The following is a 20,495-nucleotide window of genomic DNA, read 5'->3' on the forward strand; positions in this document are numbered from 1 at the left end:
TGAGACACGTATCGCCGTACGTGACGGCGACAGGGACGACTATGAACGCATTTTTTACGCACCGCAGCGTCGGATTCCAGCTTAAACTGATCATCATGCTCTGCTTGCTGATCGCCTTTAGCGCGATTGCAACACTGGTCTATCGCACCGCCTCTGACATCTTGCTCGACACCCGCTACGACGAGCAACGCTCCAAACTCGAAGCCGTCGCACAAACCATCGGCGGCCAATTCAATGCCTATGTCAACACCACGCATGTGCTCAGTTCAACGTTTGAAAACGGCTATCTGGCTGGGTATGAGATCAGCAATGACGTGATGGCGTTTGCCGGACAACCGATTCGCAACATCCACCTCTACGGGTTACCGTTGGTCAACAATACCGACATCGTGGATATGTTCACGCGCGATACCGGTGCATTTGTCACCCTCTACAGCGCTTCCAACGATCATTGGCTGAGTATCGCCAGTTCGATGCTCGCCAGTGACAATCGCCGACTGATTTTACAACCGCTTGATGCCAAGCATGCGGCCTATGCAGCGCTGCGCCAAGGCAAAGATTTTGTCGAACTCACGCCGGACAACGGGCGTGATTACATCAACTATTACTCGCCATTAAAGGACTCGCAGGGCGATGTTGCGGGGGTATTGAGTGTGGCGCTGCCAGTGGATCAAGCCACGGTCAGTATTCTGACGTCGCTCAAAGCCATTCATTGGGGCACGAGCGGTGAAACTTGGGTGGTGAATGGCGCGCGCGATCGGTTTGGCGAGTTTTTATTGGGCAGCGTGGATGCCCGCGCAGCTTCTCGTTCCATCGTGGCCTATCGCGATGCAAGTGGCGCGATGCCCTTTGCCAATTTGCGTGATGCGCCCCAAGGCCGCGTCAACTTTACCGTCGACGGCGTTCAGCATTATCGACTCTACACCACGGTGCCGGGCTGGAACTGGCTTGTTTTGGGCGGCACTCAGGTGGATGAAATTACCCAAAGTAGTCAGCAGTTACTCACGTTGATCGCCTTGATTTCTCTGCTGGTGGGCGCGCTGACCTATGTGGTGATGAGCGGCGTGATTCATCGCGTGTTGAAACCGCTGGGCCCATTGCGCGTCACGATGGCGAAAATGGCGCAAGGCGAAGTGAGTCTTCATTTGGCGGCTCCCAGTGGCACGTCTCATAACGAAATGGTGTTACTCACGCAAGGGGCCGGGCAGATGGCCCAAGCGCTGAACCAATTGGTGGCGCAGATTCGTGAGACCAGCCAGCGCATCACCGCGCAATCGGTCAGTGTCGCGCGCGACGCGCACACCAATCTGGCGCAATCGGAAAGCCAGCAACAGCAGATTGAACAAGTGGTGGCGGCCATTGAACAGATGGCGACTTCCGCCCGCGATTCTGCCCAGCAGATCGATGTGATTGCCGACAATGTTCAGCATGCCAACCGCGATACGCAGCAGGGGCTGGCGGTGGTCGCGACGGTGGGCACGCACGTTGATGAACTGTTGGCGCAATTGACGCGCTCGACCGAGGCGATTCGCCAAGTGGACGAGAACAGCGAGCGGATTCAACAGTTAACCCAAATGATTGATGACATTGCCGAGCAGACCAACTTGTTGGCGCTGAATGCGGCGATTGAAGCCGCGCGCGCCGGTGAGCAGGGGCTCGGCTTTGCGGTCGTGGCCGATGAAGTGCGCACGTTGGCGCATCGCACCCAAAGCTCGGTGCAAAACGTGGTCACCATCATCGATGAATTACGCCGCTCCACGGCGAGTGCCGTGACGCTCACCGAGCAGAGCCAGCGCAAAGTGAGCGAAGTACAAACGCACTCAGCGCAGGCCGGCACTGCGTTACAGGCGATTGCGTCGCAGGTGGCGTCCATCGCTCAGCAATCGGAGGCCATTGCGGCGGCGGTGGAAGAGCAAGCGCAGGTGTCATCTCAGGTGGCTGACAACGCCAGCCAGATCAGCGAACTCAATGCATTGGGGCGCAGCAGCACGGAGCAAACCGCACAAAGTGCCGAGCGTTTGCAGCAGGATGCCAGCGCGCTGGAAGCGCAAGTGGCCTATTTCCATTGATGGCTTTGCGCCGATGGAGGCACCTGCATCGTTTTTGATTTCTGTACCACCGCCCAGGTCGGTGTTGTTTGTGAATTTCAACGCCTGTTGGGCGTATCATTCAAATGAAAGGAAGAGAACCATGAATCGTATCAGTCGGTTAGCTATTGGGATTTCGTCGCTAATGTGTGGCAGCGTCAGTGCCGCAATCCCTTTGTATGACGTGGTGGTGGCGAAAGATGGCAGTGGCGACTTCACGTCGGTCCAACAAGCCATTGACGTGGCCCCGCAGAATAATCAGCAATACGTCATCTACATTCGCAAAGGCATTTACCCCGAGCGACTCAATATCACGCGGAACAACCTCTATTTGATCGGCGAAGATCGGGATCGCACCATCATCACCGCATCGTTTGCCAATGGCACACTTGATGCCAATGGCGTGCGAACGGGCACCGCGGGCAGCCGCACGGTGTACGTCAATGCCCTCGATTTTAAAGCGCGCACGGTCACGATTGAAAATGGCTTTGATTTCAACGCGAACCAAGCCAAAGACGCCAACGATCCCACCAAGTTACGCGACACACAAGCTGTGGCGTTGATGGTGGCGCAAAAAGCAGATCGCGCCCAATTTAAAGATGTGAATCTGGTCGGCTATCAAGACACGCTCTATTTGCGCGGAGGACGCAGCGTGTTTGAAGAATCCGTGATTAGCGGTAACGTCGATTTTATTTTTGGCCACGGCACCGGGCTGTTTAAGTCCACCGAGCTGGTGGCGCGCAACCGCTTTGACGTCGCACCGGGCACGCCGTATGGCTACATCACCGCGCCGTCCACCAACATTGAGCAACTCTTTGGCTTGGTATTTAAAGATTGCCGTTTGACCAAGGAAGAGGGCGTGCCAGCAGACAGCTACGGTTTAGGGCGTCCTTGGCACCCCACCACCACGTTTGCTGATGGTCGTTACGCGGATCCGAACGCCATTGGTCATGCGGCGTTTATTGATTGCGACATGGACGACCACATTTACGGCTGGGACAAGATGAGCGGTCGCGACATCGATCAACAAACCATCTGGTTCTATCCGCAAGATTCCCGCTTCTGGGAATATGAAAGCCGAGGCCCGGGCGCGGCGTTGGGTGAACAACGCCCACAACTGAAAACGGCGGCACTGAGTCAATACAGTGACGACAAGGTACTCTCCGGCTGGCAAGCGGATCTGTCGCTGGGGCAAAACAGTGAGTTACATGGTGAAGTGCTGCACAACCTGATGCGTTTCCCTGCACAGGTGACCGTGCGTGACAGCGCGGGCAAGCAGCGCCAAACACAAACCGATGCCAAAGGGCGATACCAGCTGTCGATTGCGGGCATGACGGGGCCGCTACTGGTCAGTGCCGATGATCGCAGTGGATCATCGTGCTTGCACAGCGACCAACCGCGTTCGGTGTGTGCAACGGCGTTGGTGGTGGATTTGAATAACAATGCCGTCTCGACCGGTAACGTTAACCCTTTCAGTGACTTACAAGTCTCCAACCTGGCGACGCGAGAAGGCATCGACGGCCCGCAGCATCTGCTGGAACTCGAACGCCTGCCCGCGTTCTCTCGTCAAATCTGGCTTGAGACCAACCAGCAATTTCGACAGTTGAACGGTGGGCAAGACGCCCTGAATTCCCCCGTGTCGTATGCGCCTACCCTGCATCCACAGATGAAAGCGCTGGCGGACAACGTCGTGCACAACCGCGGTTACAACAGTCGCACGGGGCTGGCGAATCAAGTGGCGTTAACCGACGCTGCATTTCAGCCGATCATCAACCTCAATGCGGTGTCGCAGTATTTGGTGACCGCCGATCAGCTCGCCATGCAGCGTCAGCGCGTTCAAAACGCCGAAACGCGCCTGTTTATTGTTGGGGATTCCACCGCCTCGAATTACGAGCCGGATGTGTTTCCGCGCATGGGATGGGGCCAAGCGTTGGCGGAAAAATTGAGTGACATGCCAAATTTGGCGGTGGTGAATGCGGCGCGCTCTGGGCGCAGCTCGCGTGATTTCATCAACGGCCTGTGGTTAAGCCATCTTGAACCGATGGTGAAAGCGGGCGATTACCTGTTTATTCAGTTTGGTCACAACGATTCGAAGTGCAATCGCGCAGCCAGCGGTCGCGGTGAGGTCGATGTTCTCAATTTGTGTACTTATCCCAACGATACCAATGGTCAGGTGCAGTTTCCGCAAGGCGAAGCGGCTTTGTCGTTCCAACGCTCTTTAGAGCGCTATATTGAGTTTGCGCTGGAACACAACATGCAGCCGGTACTGCTCACTTCTGTGCCGCGTGTGCGTAACGACAGCAATCGTTCCGAGTTACCGTTGACGACGCAGCAGCATGTGACGCGCCAAAACAGCCAACATGGCTTTGAGTTTGTGGGCAGTTACTATCAAACCGTGCTTGATACCGCGCGCTTGCATCAGGTGCCTGTGCTCGATATTCAACAACGAATGATTGAGGCGACAAACCAACAAGGCGATTGGCGTCACCTGTGGTTGGCGGTCGATCCGAACGATTACCCGTATTACCAAGGGCGTACCGGCAGCCTCGATAAGCCCGATACCACGCACTTCCAGCAAGCGGGCGCGCAATTGGTCGCGGAGCTGGTATGGGACGAGATGCGCGCTCAAATCGCCTCGTTTACTGAGAACATCTAAATCGCTGCATCAGTTCAATCGCTGCATCAAATAGTGTCGGGGCTTTGGCCCCGATTTTTTTGCCCGTTCGACAGATAAAAAAAAGCCCATACCGAAGTATGGGCAAACACCTATGCATTCTGACCGCAAACTGGCAGGCATGGATTTCTACCAGTTCGCGAGCAGTCTTGGGCTGCAGGAGTAAAATCAAGGTCGAGATGATGGTCTCGAAAGCATCGGTAAGGATTAAGCGATGATACCGGCGACTTCTTTGACCAGCGCCGCCAGTTCGTCCCATTTTTCGTTGTCGATGAGATCGTTCGGTACCATCCACGTGCCACCACAGGCCAGTACGGCTGGGATCGCAAGATAATTTTTCACGTTGTTTGGATTCACGCCGCCTGTTGGCATGAAGTTCACTGGGTAAACCGCCGTCAGGGCTTTAAGCATCGCCACGCCGCCTGATGGTTCTGCTGGGAAGAATTTCACTGTTTTCAGGCCCAGTTCCATCGCTTGTTCAACCAAGCTTGGGTTATTCACGCCAGGGACGATTGCCACGCCACGTTGCTGACAGTATTTCACGGTCGTTGGGTTCAAACCTGGGCTGACGATGAAGTCCACGCCTGCGTCGATCGCTTGATCAACTTGCGCCGTGGTCAGCACGGTGCCTGCGCCAATCAGCATTTCTGGGAACGCTTCGCGCATGTTTTTCATGGCTTGTGCTGCTTGCTCAGTACGGAATGTCACTTCAGCGCATGGCAGGCCGTTTTCAACTAGCACTTGGGCCAGTTTGACGGCTTTGTTTGCATCTTGAATTGCAATCACGGGAACGACTTTGATGTCGCTCAGTTGCTCGTTAAGAGTTTTCATGTGTTCTTCCTTAAATGAGAGGCATAGCATCGCGCGGGATAATGGCCCCACGATGTTGAATGACGGTGCCTGCCAACGTGTGGCCAGCGACCGCAGAGTCGACAGTGCTGCCGCCTGTCAGACGTTTTGCCAGATAACCGGCACTGAATGAGTCGCCCGCTGCGGTGGTATCCACCACGTTGCTGACTTTCACCGCAGGGACGGCGATGAAATCATTGGGGGTCACAACATAGCACTCTTGCGCGCCACGTTTCACGACAATTTCTTTCACGCCGAACGCTTGCGTGCGTTCAATCGCTTGCTGTTCTTCGCTGTCGCCGTACAGCATCACTTCGTCGTCAAATGTCAGGAAAGCAATGTCGGTTAAACGCAGAATGCTGGCGTACATGTCACGTGCCGCATCGAGCGATTCCCACAAGGCTGGGCGGAAGTTGTTATCAAAGGCGACTTTCACCCCATCTTTGCGGCAGAGCGTCAGCAGTTCAACCAATTTTTCGCGGCAATCGGTCGGCAGAATCGCCAAGCTGATGCCACTCAGGTAAATCACTTGGTTCTGGCTCAGCGCGGCTGCAAAGCTTTCCACGGAACCGTCACGCAGCCAGTATTTCGCTGCAGAATCGTTACGCCAGTAGAAGAAGCTGCGCTCACCATCGGGTGCGGTTTCAATCGCGTAAATGCCGGGCAGCTTGTTGTCTGAGATCTGCACCAAGTCGGTATTGAGACCTTCTTGCTGCCAATTAGCCAACATCTCTTTGCTGAACGGATCTTTACCCAGCCCAGTCACGTAAGCGGTTGTGACGCCATGTTGTTGCGTTAAGCGAGACAGGTACAGCGCTGTGTTCAGCGTATCGCCACCAAAACTTTGCTTGAGTTGATCGTCGGTTTTTTGCAATTCAACCATGCACTCGCCGATAACCGCGACTCGATTCACCTTCATTGGGGTACTCCTCAAAATAATCTGGCGCCATTATGGCAATAAACAAAGACTGAAACAATAAAATTAAAACGATGGTTCATTTAAATTGTGAGTTCAGTCTTTGTTTACGATTATTCATCGAAGAAAAACCGTTTGAAGGTCGTTTAACGAAATTCAGTGGGGGTTTTGTTGGTGAATCGCTTGAACTTGGTACTGAAGTAGTTGCTGTCTTTATACCCAACTTGGAATGCAATGTCCGTGACCGAAAGGTCAGAATAGTGCAGCAAGTTCATGGCGTGGTTAATGCGCACGCGATGCACATAGTTGTTGAATGACAAGTTGGTGACTTGTTTGATCCGGCGGCTGAGCGTGCGCGAGGAGATCTCAAATTGATCGGAGATATCACCCACGTTGAACTCTTCCGCGTAGTTGTTTTGGATCCAATCGATGATCTTCAAAATGCTGTTGTCGGACGCATTGTTGCTTTGCGAAGTGAGGCGTCCGCGAGAAATTTCGACCACCAATTGTTGAAACAGCGCTTCGGTCATCAGGCGAGATTCCACCGAATGCAGGCTGGATTCGTGCTCGATCTGCGCCATCAAGGTGCACACTTTTTTCATGGTTTCGGTACTGATGTACCAACTTTGCTGCGCATCGCTCTCTTTCGGGAGCACGCTTTTCAGCAGGGGAGAATAAGCCAGTTTGTTTTTTTGAAATAAAATATTGGTGAGATGCAGATTGTCCGATTGCTCGAACAAGTGGCGATCTTTGGGTGAAATATAACAAATATAGTTTTGAGCCAAGTTAATCGGGACGTCGTTAAGAATATGCTGACCCGCACCTTTGGTGACGATCATCAGCTCATGAAAGTCATGGCTGTGCTCGGGAAAATCTTCCTGAGGCGCGCGCACCTCGGTGCAAACAGTCGCATCTGAATTATTGAAGAAATCATTACAATTTAATTGAAACATAATTTCATTTTCCTTTCTATGCGAAGTAGAAAGTAATGAAAATGCGCATCAAACTCAAGTGAGCGGGATCATAGATATGCCGTTCAATTCGGCCAAGTTTGATAAACGTGATCGGCTTATATGTTTCGCGCCCGTTGAGGTCGGGGGAGGCAACGGGCGCGCATGGGATCAGAGGTTAAACGTCACTTTCAGGTCGTGCATTTGCGCTTCACTGACGCCTTCTGGCACAAAGCCACTGGCCAGACATTTGAGGAACAGCTTCGCGCCTTTATTGGCCACGTCGATGTAATCGAAAGCCGTTAGCGCATCACGTCCGGTTGCCACGGCGCCGTGTTTTTCCCACACCGCCACATCAAACGTGGCCAGTTTGTCGCGTGTGCCATCGGCCATTTGTTTGCTACCAGGCATGCAGTACGGCACGATGCCAATGCCTCTTGGGACGAAGGCGCGAACCTCCGGCAACATTTGCCAGCACGCGTGCGTGTATGCGAGTTCATTGTGGGCGTAGTCGGCGTGGTGCGACAGCACGATCAGCTCCAGCGGGTGCGTGTGCACCACGCAGCGATCGGGTGAGCCAGCACGCTGTTTGGCCAGAATGATCTCGACGTGCGAAATGAATTCGCTGGTTGGCGCGAAGTTTGGATTGCCGCGGCCACCCCACAGCAGGTGGTAGCCTTTCGCTTCATCATCGATGCGCAGCACGCAACCGGCCAATTCAGGGTCACGCAGTTCACGAATGCGCTCGCCGGTGCCTTTGACGTAGAAGATGTGGCCGGCCGCTTCAAGCGGGAACACATCGTCGCCCACCATGGTCAGCGAGCAGTGTGGAAAGTCGTTGAGGTTGGCAGGCTCCGGGCCAAAGATTTCGGTGATGTCGACCGAAATGTTGCCGCCGTTGCGCTCTGCCCATTCGCGTTGCCACAAATATTCGGCCACTTCGGAGACTTTGCTGATTTCACGCAGCACCGCTGCGTTGAGGGTAAGTGTGTGCATTTTCTCGTTCCTGATTCGTTGCTTATGCCAAATAAAACATGTCGGTTAATGGGGTCGATTGTGGTGAGCTGTCGTCGTTCACTTCCATCAGCTCTGCCATAAACGACCACCAACGTTGGCAGACTTCGGTATTTGCAATGGTTTGCCAGCGCGCTTGCGACTCGACTTCGACATACCCGAACAACTGCAAGGTGTCGGGATGAAGGAAAATCGAATAGTTATGGGCGCCGTGGGCTTTCAGGGTTTGCGCCAATTCCGGCCACAGTTCGTCGTGACGTTGTTGGTACTGCGCCTCAAAGCCCGGCTTTAACTGCATCACAAAGGCCAATCGAGTATGTGATGGGTTCATCATGCGTCCTTAGTCGCGGCCTTGAAGCACAGTCGTTTCGTAATGTTTCACTTGGTTGAGCCAATCTGCGCCCACCGGCACGTCGTTGATCAAGCAGTAGTAATCCCACACCGCCGCCCATTGGCTTGAGCGTGACTCTTCCATCAGCGCCAAACGTGAGGTGAAGTCGCGTTGATCTTCGGCTTGCTTGAGTTGTGCATGCGGCTCCAACAGGGCTTTCAACAGCGCTTTACGCATGTTGCGTGTGCCGATCACCCAAGCGGCGATGCGGTTGATGGAGGCATCAAAGAAATCGAGGCCGATGTTGACGCGATCCAGCATTTGATGACGCACGATCTCATTGGCGATGGCTTGTGTTTCATCATCCAGCAGCACCACGTGGTCACTGTCCCAACGAATCGGACGGCTGACGTGCAGCAGGAACTCATTCACGTATAGAGAACATGCGCTGATCTTGTCGCTGATCACTTCGGTTGGGTGGAAGTGGCCGGCATCCAGACACAGCAGGATGTTACGTGTGGCCGCGTAGCCCATGTAGAACTCGTTGCTGCCGACGGTGTAGGCTTCGGTGCCGATGCCAAACAGCTTGCTCTCAACGGCGTCTTTGTGGAAACGAGTGTCGATTGGCTCGGCGATGATTTCATCTAGCGATTCCATCAGGCGTTTGCGTGGGCCGAGGCGGTCAAATGGCAAATCTTTCATGCCATCTGGAACCCAAATGTTCATCACCGATGGGGTGCCCAGCTCTTTGCCGAAGTATTCCGACACGCGACGGCTGGCTTTGCAGTGATCAATCCAGAACTGACGAATGGCCGCGTCAGGATGCGACAGCGTCATGCCATCTTCGCTCAATGGGTGAGAGAAGCACGACGGGTTAAAGTCGAGGCCGGTTTGGGTTTGTTTCGCCCATTCCACCCAGTTCGCGAAGTGTTTGGGTTCGATTTTATCGCGCGACACTGGCTGTTCGGCTTCTAGGTAGATGGCGTGCAAGTTCAGGCGTTTTTTGCCTGGGATGAGGCGAAATGCCATGTCCAGATCTTGACGCAGTTCTTGCGGTGTTCTGGCGCGGCCAAGGTAGTTTCCGGTCGCTTGAATGCCACCGCTCAAGGCTTGTTCTGGGTTTTCAAATCCACGGACGTCGTCGCCTTGCCAGCAATGCACAGAAATCGCGATGTCGTTGAGTTGCGCCAGCACGGCCTCGGTGTCGATCCCTTGGTGAGCAAATTGAGTTTTCGCCAATTGGTAAGCGTCATGGATATGTTGAAAGTCTGACATAGTGAAATTCCTAGTAAGTTAATTGCTGAAAGCGCGCGTAAATTTGAGCCATGCCTTTAATTGGCTTTGGCTGGTACTCGTGACAGGTGAAAGAGCGGCGAACGAGGGCGCGTCCTTCTTCGACATGAGCCAAGTCACCATGAGCAATAAGCTGCCCGATCAGATTTCCGATGGCGGATGCTTCAGCCGGGCCTGCGGAAACTGGGGTTTGACATACGTCTGCTGTCAGTTGATTAAGAAACGTGTTGTTGGAACCGCCGCCCACGACCTGAATATGCGTTAACGGGTGTGGGGCCACGCGGTTGAGTTCTTGGAAAACATTGAGGTATTGCAGCGCCAAACTGTCGTAAATGCAGCGAACAATGGCCGCCAGATCCGGCGGTGTGCCCTGACCGGTTTGTTGGCAGAACGCGATGATTTCCGCCTGCATGTCCTCTGGGTTGAGGAAACGGGCATCGTCTGGGTTAATCAGGTACGCAAATGGCGTCGATGCAGCGGCCAGCGTGGCCAGTTCGGCGAAGCTGTAGCTTGGGTTTTGGCGCTGAACGTTTTGAACCAGCCAAAGTCCCATGATGTTCTTCAAAATGCGGTAACGCCCTTCCGCGCCACCTTCGTTGGTGATGTTGGCTTCGCGAGTAAAGGTGTTGATGACCGGGCTGTGATGCTCAAAGCCCATCAAAGACCATGTGCCCGAACACAGATACGCGCTGTGGCTGTCTAGCAGCGGCGCGCCAATAACGGCCGAGGCAGTGTCATGGCTGGCAACGGAAACCACTGGAATCGTGTGGTCGCGTACGGTGTACTCGCCGATGACTTGGAACGGTTGCTCGGTTGGGCGAATCCAGTTGCGGTCGATGTTGCAGCATTCAAGCAACAATGGGCTCCACTGCTGCTGCGCCGCGTTGAGCAGTTGCGTGGTTGACGCGTTGCTGTACTCGAAATGCATCTTGCCCGTCAGGCGGTAGTTGAGGTAATCCGGAATCATCAGCAAGCTGGCGATCGTGTCGCGCTCAGGGCCTTGCAGGCGTTTGTCGACGCTCAATTGGAATAGGGTATTGAACGACAGGAACTGAATACCCGTTTCGGCATACAACTGCTCTTTGGTGAGCGTGTGGGCGAAAAAGTCATTCATGGCATCGCTGGTGCGCGGGTCGCGGTACGACACGGCTTCGCCAATGCGTTCGCCTTGGTTGTCGAGTAACACGTAATCGACGCCCCACGTGTCAATGGCCAGTGAATCTGGCACTTGTCCGCCAGCGACCAGTTGGTCGACGCCGTATTGAATTTGGCCGAGCAGTTCGTCGAGGTTCCAACACACCTGCTGGTCGCGTTCAACCAATGTGTTGTTGAAGCGGTGGACTTCGGTCAGTGTGAGCTGCTCAGCGGTGTACTCACCCGCCATCAATCGGCCACTGGATGCGCCGATGTCGACGGCGATAAATAGCTTTGCCATAAATGGCTCCTATCCGTTTCGTATAGGCAAATTATCGGGAAATCGCAGCGGTGAGGACTTAAAAAAACCGCACCCAGACACGCTTGTCTGTCCGTTTTTTCTTAGTGGCGGTGAGTGATATCACACTTAGAGAAACTCAGGTGTGGCGGGGATTTCGCATAAAAAAAGCCCCACCGAAGTGGGGCAAAGCGCGTATCGAGGTTGAACGCAATTTTACAAATAAGTACGGAGGTATTCAGACAAGCAGAGGATGGCCATCGCTTGTCCGTAAGGCATTGATGTCAGTGGGATCTCACGGTAGTAATCGAGGTCAGAGCCCATCGCGGTACCGAACGAGACGTTGATCAATTCACCCGCATCGTTGATGTAGTCGCTGATCAGCGCATCGACCGCTTTGTGCGCCATGTCGGCGTATTTCGCATCGATGTAGCGCATGCGTACGGCTTTCAAAATACCGTAGGCAAATCCAGCAGTGGCTGATGCTTCAACGTACGAGTTGCTGTCGTCGAGTAGGGTATTCCACAAACCGCCTGGCTGTTGGTATTGGGCCAGCGCTTCCACTTGACGATTCAGAATGTGAATCAGGTGGCGGCGGTACGCATCGTGCTCTGGCAGGTTCAGCAGCTCCAGGAAATCAGGAATGACGATCGTCACCCAGCTGTTGCCACGTGCCCAACGTGCGTTGGCAAAGTTGTGGTTGCCTTCAAATGTCCAGCCGTGGAACCACACGCCTGTTTCGCGATCGGTCAGGTATTGAATGTGCGTTAGGAACTGGTATTTCGCTTCTTCCACGTACTCTGGGCGATCTAACAGTAGGCCGATTTTCGTCAGCGGCATCACGCTCATCATCAGCGTGTCATCCCACATTTGCTCTGGGTTTTCGCTGTTGTAGACGATGTGCTGAATACCACCACTTTGGGTGCGCGGCATCTGGTACATCACGTAATCAGCCCATGTTTCCAAGTAAGGGATCAGGGATTGGTCGCCCGTCTCTTCGTAGCGGTACGCCAGTGTCAGGAACGGACACACGGTGTTTACGTTCTTGGTTGCTTGCTCTTCGGCGAAGCGGTCTTCAAACCACTCGTCGATGATGTTTAGCACGTTCAGGTCGTTGGTTTGCTGGTAGTACTTGTACATGCCGTACAGGCCGATTCCATGTGTCCATTCCCAGCCTGCCCAGCCTTTGGTATCGATGGTGCGACCGTCATCCAAGTGCAGCAGAAATTCGCCCGTGTGGTCCTGAATGTTGATCAGGTTATCAATCAAGTTTGTAATTTTATCCACGACAACATGGCGAGGATGAGTGCGCTCTACGCGGCGCAATAGTGAGCTGTGTTTTACTGGAAAAACTTTCATGTTAAATCCTCAAATTCAATTACATGACGCCAAGCAGTTTTGGCAAAAACAGTGTCAGTTGCGGTATGTAGGTGATGAGTAACAGTACGGCGACAATGGACACGTAAAACGGGATCAGGGGTTTAATCAGATTCTCGACCTTTACTTGACCCACGCTGGCACCGACGTACAAGCCGCTCCCCACCGGAGGGGTGATGGTGCCAATCGCCAGGTTGTAAACCATTAGGATGCCGAAGTGGACTGGGTCAACGCCGATCTTTTGCACGATAGGCAGCAGAATCGGGGTGAAAATCAGAATCGCAGGGCCGATGTCCATGAAGGCGCCAACCACCAACAAGAACAGGGTCACGACCAACAGAATCATGGCTGGGTTGTCAGAGATCCCCAGAATCATCTGACTGAGCGCGGCAGGGATACCGGTCATGGCCATCGCGAACGACATCGCCGAGGAGGTCGCCAGCAGGAACATGATGATGCCGGTCATGACAAACGTTTGGGTCAGCACTTTCGGCATGTCTTTGAGGGTCAGCGTTTTGTACAGGCCCAACGTCAGGTACACGGTGTAGATGACCGCCACAGCCGAGGCTTCAATCGCAGTAAAGATGCCTTTGACAATACCGCCCACGATGATCACCACCAACAATAAGCTTGGCAGCGCATCACGTGTTACTTTCCAAGCCACGCCTTTTTGTAGTGAGAAGAAGTTGGTGTAGTTGTTTCGTTTTGCCACGATGTAGGTGACGATCATGCACCCGATGCCCCAAAGGCTACCTGCGACCAAACCGCCCGCAAACAGCGCTGCGATGGAGGTGCCGCCACTGGCCAGCGCATACAGAATGAACGCCGTGGTCGGTGGAATCAGCATGCCGGTCGGCGCCGACGCGATGTTTACCGCAGACGCAAAGTTACGGTTGTATCCTTCTTTGGCCGACATTGGGATCATCACGCCGCCAATCGAGGTCGACGCGGCAATCGCTGAGCCAGACACCGCGCCAAACATCATGTTCCCGGCAATGTTGGTGTACGACAGTGAGCCCGGAATGCGACCGGTAAACAACTTCGCAAAGTTCACCAGACGGGTCGCGATGCCACCGTTGTTCATGATCACGCCCGAAAGAATGAAGAACGGGACGGCGAGCAGGGCAAAACTATCCAAACTCGAGAAGACTTTTTGCGCCGTGGTAAACATCGAAATATCAAACGGCAGCACCAACATGATGGTGGCGCTCGATGCCAGCACGATACACAGACCGATGGGGGTGCCTAGGACAAGTAGGACGACAAATATACCAACCAGCATACTGGCTGCAATGATGGGATCAATCATGCTGACCTCCGGCAAGTTCTTGGTTTAAATCGTGATGTTCATGGTGCGCGTGACTGTGTTGCGGTTTACGCACCAAATCGATGATGTTCAACACGCTGTAGACGATGGTGAGCACCCCTGCGATTGGCAGCGCGTAATACACTTTGCCCATCGGCAGTTGCAGCACCGGCGAAATCTGTTGCATCGCGTTGGAGGAGACTTTCCAGCCGCCGATGATCAGCACGTAGATCGAGAACAGAATAAACACCACTTGAATGATGATGTGCCACGAGCTGCGCAGTTGCGGCGGGCATTTGTCAAGAAACAGCGTTAGGGCGATGTGTTCACGTTTGCCGGACACATAGGCCAGACCAATCAGCGACAGCCACACCAGCGCAAAGCGCAGGAACTCTTCTGAAAATGTGCTGGGTGCGTTGAAGACATAACGGCTGATCACCTGCCAACAGGCAACCAAGACCATCACAATCATCAGCCCGCAGCCAAATACTTCTATGGTTCTATCCAACCAGAGTCGAATGTTACGCATGTAGACCTCACAGAAGGTAGAGAGCGTACTCTCTGCCTGTTATTCGTTAGTTAGTTGGTTGATTTGCTGATACAAGGCATAGATTTGCGGCTTGTTTTTCAGCTTGTCGTAAATGGGTTGAACGGCGGCTTTAAAGGGCGCGAGTTCGACCGTATTGAACTGCACGCCGAATTGCGTTTGTGCCAGTTCACGGGTTTTTTCCATTTCGACTTTCCACGCTTGTTTTTCCACTTCGACCGATTCTGTGATGGCCTCTTTTAGAGCCACCAGTTGGTCGGGCGTGAGCTTGCGTTTGGTCAACGTACTCATGATCACGATGTCAGGAATGCGTGTGTGCATGTCGTAACTGTAGAATTTGGCCACTTCACCGTGGCGGGCGATGGTCAGCGCGAATTCGTTGTTTTCTGCGCCGTCAATGATGCCTTGTTGCAGTGAGGTATAGACTTCTGCCTGACCCATGGCGATTGGCGATGCGCCCAGCAGTTTCATGGTTTCAATCGAGGTTTCACTTTGCATCACGCGAATCTTTTTGCCGCGTAGATCCGCCACCGTATTGATTGGGCCGCGCGTCATGTAGAAGCTGCGCGCGCCGGAGTCATACCAACCGACACCGGCAAAGCCTTGTGATTCCGTCGAGCGGTACACTTGGCCCATGATGTCTGGGTTGTCCATGACTTGGTAAAAACGCTCTTCGCTTTCAAACAGGTAAGGGAGGGAAAAGACACCATAAAGGGGTGAAAAGCTTTCAAGTAGACCCGAGGAGACTTTGGTGAGGTCGATGGCGCCGACTTGCGTCATCTCGACCAGTTCACGTTCCCCGCCTAACTGGCCATCGGGGAAAAACTGCACTATGACGCTGCCATTGGTTTTTTCTTCGACGGCTTTGCCAATGTAGTGCAAAGCTTCTTTAACGGGTTGACTGTTTTCTGCGTACGCCAGACGTAAGATCGTGGTGGCATAAGCGGACTGCGAAAAGGGTACCATGATGGCCGAAGCCAATAACCACTTTAAAGCGCTGTGAGGTTTGGACATAAATCCTCCATACACTTGCGTGTGATGTTCCTTGTTATTGAGTAATGACGTCTGTCAGTAGCAGCGTCTGAGTGTTCTTGTAGGGCAGGGATATCTTGGCAGTTTGGCCACTCAGGCACCTTTAAAAATGCGCCAACTTCGTTCAAGAAACGTCGCTTTAATCGTGGAGAGTACGCAGAAAATCACAGTTTTAAGGATTGCATGGCGAAGGTGGGAATTCGGCGCCAATCCATGAATGTGCGCCGAATCAAACCGTTAAGAAAACTGGCTTTGTAACCAACTATCAAGCAGTTGTGGCCAATGCTGCGCGGGGAGTTGCTGCGCGCCGCGTACGCCGAACCCGTGACCGCCGCGTTCAAAAAGATGCAGCTCGGTGGGCACGCGATGCGACTTCAAGGCGTGCCAAAACACCACGCTATTTTCAACCTTGACCGCGGCGTCATCGCTGGCATGCAGCAAAAAGCAGGGGGGCGTGTCGCTGCGCACTTGGGTGTGCAGCGAGTAGTGCTGGCGCGTCTCAGGATTCGGATGTTCGCCCATCAGCTCATGACGTGAACCGGGGTGGCCGATGTCATCGTCCATGCTGATCACTGGATACATCAAGGCAGCAAAATCGGGGCGCGCGCTGAACTCATCTGCGGCGTCTTGCGCGGGGTAGACGTTTTGGGCGTGATGGACCACCAAGGTGCCCGCTGCGTGGCCGCCAGCCGAAAACCCGACGATGCCCACATGACGCAATCCCCAGCGGTCTGCGTGGGCGCGAATGAGCCGAATCGCGCGCTGCGCATCCGCCAGCGGCGCGTGAACACCTTCGGCATGTCCATCGCCCGGCATTCGGTAGGTCATGGCAAACACGGTGTAGCCTTTCTCACTCATTGCCACCGCGGTGTCCATGCCTTCTTTATCGAACGCCACACGCTGATAACTGCCGCCGGGCATCACCAACAAGCCAATGCCGTTAGATTGCTGCGGTGTGACCACCACCATCTCCGGCATCACAATTTGAGAGACTTCGCGATCGCGAATCACGTCATCGCTGCTGCGCTCGCTAAAGCGCGGTGAAAGCGGCGGCGCCGCGTGACCCGATGGCCACAGCGCCATGACATCGTGGTCGGGAAACCACTGCGTCAGCGAGGTAAATGAAAAATCAGACATATCCAATCCTTGCCGTGTTGAAAGATGATTGATTGTGCCACGAATGGCATAAAAAAAAGCCAGCGAAATCGCTGGCTTTTTGCTTAGTTCCCGATAAATGAGTCAATCAGTGCTTAGTCCAGCAGAGATTGAACGTATTCTGCGATTTCTGGCACTTGGCAGTTGCTGAAGAAACACTCTTGGAAGCGAGCGCCGCCAACAGCGGTTTTCACCAACTCTTGGTCGATTGAACGCAGTGCTTCAACCACGTCTTTTGCGACAGCAAATTTCACTTGAGTCAGGATACCTGCGTTGCGTTGTTGTGGTTCAGCGCGCTCGATTGGGTAACCTTGACCACGTTCACCTGTGAACGCTTTTTCAAAGATGTAACGAACGTTCAGTTCACCCGCCCAGCCGAAGCCTTTTGCGAATGCTAGAGACAGTGCGTTGCCGTTGTTGATTTGGTTGAACAGGAATGCGTCTGATGGCTCTAGGCAGTAACCACAGACCACGCCTGGGTGCAGGTTCAGAGACATCATTGCGCCTTGGCCCGTACCACAACCTGAAACCACGAAATCTGCTGCTTTTGAGTTCAGCAGAATGCTTGCCATGATGCCAAGGTGGATGTAAGTCAGGTGATGGTCGTTTTCGTCAGACATACCAACGTTGAAAACGTCGTGACCCAGTGGCGCCGCTACGGTGTTCAGTTCGTTCAGAACCATTGCGTTTTTGCCAGCTTGGCTGTTTTCCATCATCAGTGCAATTTTCATGGAGTTTCTCCTGCGGGGTGACCGCAACAAATAAGTTAAAACAAAATCTTTATTGAATAAAATCTTTGCGCATTGGGGTGAAGTTATCGAGTAACACACCCGCTTTTAGGCAGACGCAGCCGTGCATCACGTTCGGCTCTTTGTACAGCGCATCGCCTGCTTTGACGATCTTGGTTTCATCGCCAATGGTAAATTCGAATTCACCCGACAGCACGTAAGTGAGCTGCTCGTGGGGGTGACTGTGCATCGCGCCAACTGCGCCATCTTCAAAATGCACTTCAACACTCATGATGTTGTCGCTGTAGGCTAGGATCTTGCGTGATACGCCAGCGCCCAGATCTTCCAGTTTTACATCTTGGTTATAGACAAACATAGTGTCCTCTTTGGTTACAGAGTCTGATCAGCCAGTGCGCGTTTTTGTTCACGCACCATACGATAGATGGTCAGGCAGTTCACGGTAATCACCGTCATTTCTAGCAATGTACCACCAATCGAGCCCACCAGAATATTGTTGGTCAGCCAACAACATGCGCCGACAAGAAACGCAATGCGCATCTGAATACCGCGCAACATGAAGATAGCAAATGTACCAATCATGGTGCCGATAACCGGCCACAAATCCCACCAATGGTCAGCAATCGCTAACCCCAATCCCGCTCCAGCGAGCAGGAACAGTGCCGCCACATATTTTGACGAGGTGTAAATGGAGCTGGCTGTCCGCATGGCCGACAGTGCCGCGCTGAGCGCTGACACGGCCGAACCAAGCAAAATAAAATGGAGCAGATGATTGAGATTGAAAACGAACATGACTATTTTCAAACGTCGGTCGTTTTTTTGGTAGAACGTGGAGATGCCTAAACCAAAGCTGACAAAGCCTAATGCTTGCGCCAGAGATAAATCTGCAATCATCGTCTCGGATACTTCTTCGTGATTAACGTGCTAACCAGCCGCCATCTACAGCAATGGTGTAACCATTGATGTAATCAGACGCTTTTGATGCCAAGAACACCACTGGGCCAGCCAAGTCTTCTGGTGTACCCCAACGGTCTGCAGGGATACGCTCAAGGATCGCTTGGTTACGCTCTTCATCAGCACGCAGTGCTGCAGTGTTGTTGGTTGCCATGTAGCCCGGTGCAATCGCGTTCACGTTGATGTTGTGTTTCGCCCATTCGTTTGCCATCAGACGAGTCACACCCATCACGCCGCTTTTTGATGCGGTGTAAGACGGTACACGGATACCACCTTGGTAAGACAGCATTGACGCGATGTTGATGATCTTGCCGCCTTCGCCTTGAGCCATGAACTGTTTCGCTACAGCTTGAGACATGAAGAATACAGACTTGATGTTGATGTTCATCACGTCATCCCAGTCTTTTTCACTGAAGTCGATGGCGTCGTTACGACGAATGATACCTGCGTTGTTCACCAGAATGTCGATACGACCCAGTTCAGTCACCGCGCGGTCAACAATGGATGGGATGTCGTCCAGTGCCATCAGGTTGGCGCGAACGTCGATGAATTTACGACCGGTTTCTGCCATTTTTGCGATGGTTTCAGTTGGCTCAACAATGTTGACACCCACGATGTCACAACCTGCGTTGGCTAGGCCAAGTGCCATGCCCTGACCAAGACCAGTGTCACAACCAGTCACGATAGCAACTTTGCCTTTCAGGTTGAATGAATCAAGAATCATAACGTTTTCCTCAATGGTAGCTGGTATTTGAGTGGCAGCGGATTGGCCATCTCACTTCGTATGTCTGTATCGTGGATCAAAAAGAAACCGAAGGCAATTATTTTTGAAAAGGTGTTTTAAAAATATTGATGGTGATCGTCTTTTTAATGCTCGCAATACTTGCGCGGTTTCAAAATTTTGAAAAGGCTTTTTAAAAATTGTGGTACGAAGAAAGTGAGTGGTTATAATAGGCGGCAATAAAAGATACAAAGGATCAACCATGGAAAAGTCAACTCAACCGGAAGCAGTCTCGTCGGTTTTAAAAGTATTCAGCATTCTGCAAGCGCTGGGTGAACAGAAAGAAATCGGAGTCTCCGAACTGTCTCAACGATTGATGATGTCTAAAGCCACCACTTATCGTTTTCTGCAAACCATGAAATCTATGGGCTATGTGGCTCAGGAAGGGGAAGCGGATAAATACAAACTGACGTTGAAACTGTTTGAACTGGGCGCAAAATCGCTGGAATACGTCGATTTGATTGAACTGGCTGACAAAGAGATGCGCTGCATTTCTGAACAGACCAACGAAGCGTTGCACCTTGGGGCGTTGGATGAAAACGCCATCATTTACGTGCACAAAATCGATTCAGGGTACAACCTGCGCATGCAATCGCGCATTGGTCGTCGTAACCCGCTCTACAGTACCGCGATTGGTAAAGTGCTATTGGCTGAACGTGAAGAACAATTTGTGCGTCACACTTTAGAAGACGTTGAGTTCATCAAGCACACCGACCGTACGCTAGAAAATGTCGACCAACTGCTGGAAGAACTGGCACTGGTTCGCGAACAACACTACGCGGAAGATAACGAAGAACAAGAACCGGGCCTGCGCTGTATCGCGGCGCCAATCTACGACCGTTTTGGCCGCGTGATTGCCGGGGTTTCGATCTCCTTCCCAACCATTCGCTTTGAGGAAGAACGCTTGCACGAGTACGTGAGCATGTTGCAGACCGCCGGTCGCAATATCTCGCAGCAACTTGGCTACAACAAGTATCCCGCTTAGTCTGAAGTATGAGCAGCCGCAGGGCTGCTTTTTTTAGTCACACTTTTTGTATTGAAACAGCGTTTT

The 20,495-nt window shown here is 52.9% G+C and carries 19 protein-coding genes; 3 read left to right on the forward strand and 16 right to left on the reverse strand.

Translation table 11 applies throughout. The annotated features are described in order from the left end of the window. Nucleotides 1-41 precede the first annotated feature (41 nt). Together VFA_RS14655 and VFA_RS14660 are read left to right on the forward strand one after the other, a co-directional pair. Nucleotides 42-2,069: a methyl-accepting chemotaxis protein gene (locus tag VFA_RS14655; RefSeq protein WP_004727632.1), complete on the forward strand. Its 2,028-nt coding sequence runs from the start codon at nt 42-44 to the stop codon at nt 2,067-2,069. Nucleotides 2,070-2,190: 121 nt separating this feature from the next. Continuing rightward, a complete protein-coding gene (locus VFA_RS14660) occupies nt 2,191-4,743 on the forward strand; it encodes a pectinesterase family protein (protein WP_050780269.1) in 2,553 nt (850 codons plus the stop codon). Between the two features lie 225 nt (nt 4,744-4,968). Here VFA_RS14660 and VFA_RS14665 read toward each other — a convergent pair whose 3' ends face one another. The 16 genes from VFA_RS14665 to kduD all read right to left on the reverse strand — a co-directional run bounded on the left by VFA_RS14665 (nt 4,969) and on the right by kduD (nt 19,387). Further along, complete coding sequence (locus VFA_RS14665) at nt 4,969-5,592, reverse strand: bifunctional 4-hydroxy-2-oxoglutarate aldolase/2-dehydro-3-deoxy-phosphogluconate aldolase (RefSeq protein ID WP_000854585.1); 624 nt, start codon at nt 5,590-5,592, stop codon at nt 4,969-4,971. 10 nt (nt 5,593-5,602) lie between these two features. Then, nucleotides 5,603-6,529: a 2-dehydro-3-deoxygluconokinase gene (gene kdgK / locus VFA_RS14670; protein WP_004727634.1), complete on the reverse strand. Its 927-nt coding sequence runs from the start codon at nt 6,527-6,529 to the stop codon at nt 5,603-5,605. Between the two features lie 143 nt (nt 6,530-6,672). Continuing rightward, nucleotides 6,673-7,479, reverse strand: coding sequence for a helix-turn-helix domain-containing protein (locus VFA_RS14675; RefSeq protein ID WP_004727635.1), 807 nt, complete (start codon nt 7,477-7,479; stop codon nt 6,673-6,675). 168 nt (nt 7,480-7,647) lie between these two features. Continuing rightward, on the reverse strand, nt 7,648-8,472 hold the full coding sequence (gene rhaD / locus VFA_RS14680; protein ID WP_004727636.1) for a rhamnulose-1-phosphate aldolase: 825 nt from the start codon (nt 8,470-8,472) through the stop codon (nt 7,648-7,650). 22 nt (nt 8,473-8,494) lie between these two features. Next, complete coding sequence (gene rhaM / locus VFA_RS14685) at nt 8,495-8,824, reverse strand: L-rhamnose mutarotase (protein WP_232281722.1); 330 nt, start codon at nt 8,822-8,824, stop codon at nt 8,495-8,497. A gap of 6 nt (nt 8,825-8,830) precedes the next feature. Next, complete coding sequence (locus VFA_RS14690; RefSeq protein WP_004727638.1) at nt 8,831-10,096, reverse strand: L-rhamnose isomerase; 1,266 nt, start codon at nt 10,094-10,096, stop codon at nt 8,831-8,833. Nucleotides 10,097-10,106: 10 nt separating this feature from the next. Beyond that, nucleotides 10,107-11,549, reverse strand: coding sequence for a rhamnulokinase (rhaB, locus tag VFA_RS14695; RefSeq protein WP_004727639.1), 1,443 nt, complete (start codon nt 11,547-11,549; stop codon nt 10,107-10,109). A gap of 213 nt (nt 11,550-11,762) precedes the next feature. Next, a complete protein-coding gene (gene bglB / locus VFA_RS14700) occupies nt 11,763-12,905 on the reverse strand; it encodes a beta-galactosidase BglB (RefSeq protein ID WP_004727640.1) in 1,143 nt (380 codons plus the stop codon). 19 nt (nt 12,906-12,924) lie between these two features. Beyond that, on the reverse strand, nt 12,925-14,232 hold the full coding sequence (locus VFA_RS14705; RefSeq protein ID WP_004727641.1) for a TRAP transporter large permease: 1,308 nt from the start codon (nt 14,230-14,232) through the stop codon (nt 12,925-12,927). Next, on the reverse strand, nt 14,225-14,758 hold the full coding sequence (locus tag VFA_RS14710) for a TRAP transporter small permease (RefSeq protein WP_038151860.1): 534 nt from the start codon (nt 14,756-14,758) through the stop codon (nt 14,225-14,227). The genes VFA_RS14705 and VFA_RS14710 overlap by 8 nt, the downstream gene beginning before the upstream one ends. A 39-nt stretch (nt 14,759-14,797) precedes the next feature. After that, a complete protein-coding gene (locus VFA_RS14715) occupies nt 14,798-15,790 on the reverse strand; it encodes a TRAP transporter substrate-binding protein (RefSeq protein ID WP_004727643.1) in 993 nt (330 codons plus the stop codon). 255 nt (nt 15,791-16,045) lie between these two features. After that, entirely contained in the window at nt 16,046-16,945 is a 900-nt protein-coding gene (locus tag VFA_RS14720; protein ID WP_004727644.1) for an alpha/beta hydrolase, read from the reverse strand. A gap of 113 nt (nt 16,946-17,058) precedes the next feature. Further along, nucleotides 17,059-17,694, reverse strand: a complete 636-nt coding sequence (locus VFA_RS14725) for an RpiB/LacA/LacB family sugar-phosphate isomerase (RefSeq protein ID WP_000684798.1) — start codon at nt 17,692-17,694, stop codon at nt 17,059-17,061. 49 nt (nt 17,695-17,743) lie between these two features. Next, a complete protein-coding gene (locus VFA_RS14730; protein WP_004727645.1) occupies nt 17,744-18,067 on the reverse strand; it encodes a cupin domain-containing protein in 324 nt (107 codons plus the stop codon). Nucleotides 18,068-18,081: 14 nt separating this feature from the next. Beyond that, complete coding sequence (locus VFA_RS14735) at nt 18,082-18,603, reverse strand: YgjV family protein (protein WP_004727646.1); 522 nt, start codon at nt 18,601-18,603, stop codon at nt 18,082-18,084. A 22-nt stretch (nt 18,604-18,625) separates the two neighbouring features. Further along, nucleotides 18,626-19,387: a 2-dehydro-3-deoxy-D-gluconate 5-dehydrogenase KduD gene (kduD, locus tag VFA_RS14740; protein WP_004727647.1), complete on the reverse strand. Its 762-nt coding sequence runs from the start codon at nt 19,385-19,387 to the stop codon at nt 18,626-18,628. Nucleotides 19,388-19,646: 259 nt separating this feature from the next. On the opposite strand from kduD, the gene kdgR reads away from it, so the two are divergent. Continuing rightward, complete coding sequence (kdgR, locus tag VFA_RS14745; protein ID WP_004727648.1) at nt 19,647-20,429, forward strand: DNA-binding transcriptional regulator KdgR; 783 nt, start codon at nt 19,647-19,649, stop codon at nt 20,427-20,429. The last annotated feature ends 66 nt before the right edge of the window (nt 20,430-20,495 follow it).

It is taken from the genome of Vibrio furnissii CIP 102972, from assembly GCF_000176175.1.
Taxonomy (GTDB): Bacteria; Pseudomonadota; Gammaproteobacteria; order Enterobacterales; family Vibrionaceae; genus Vibrio; species Vibrio furnissii.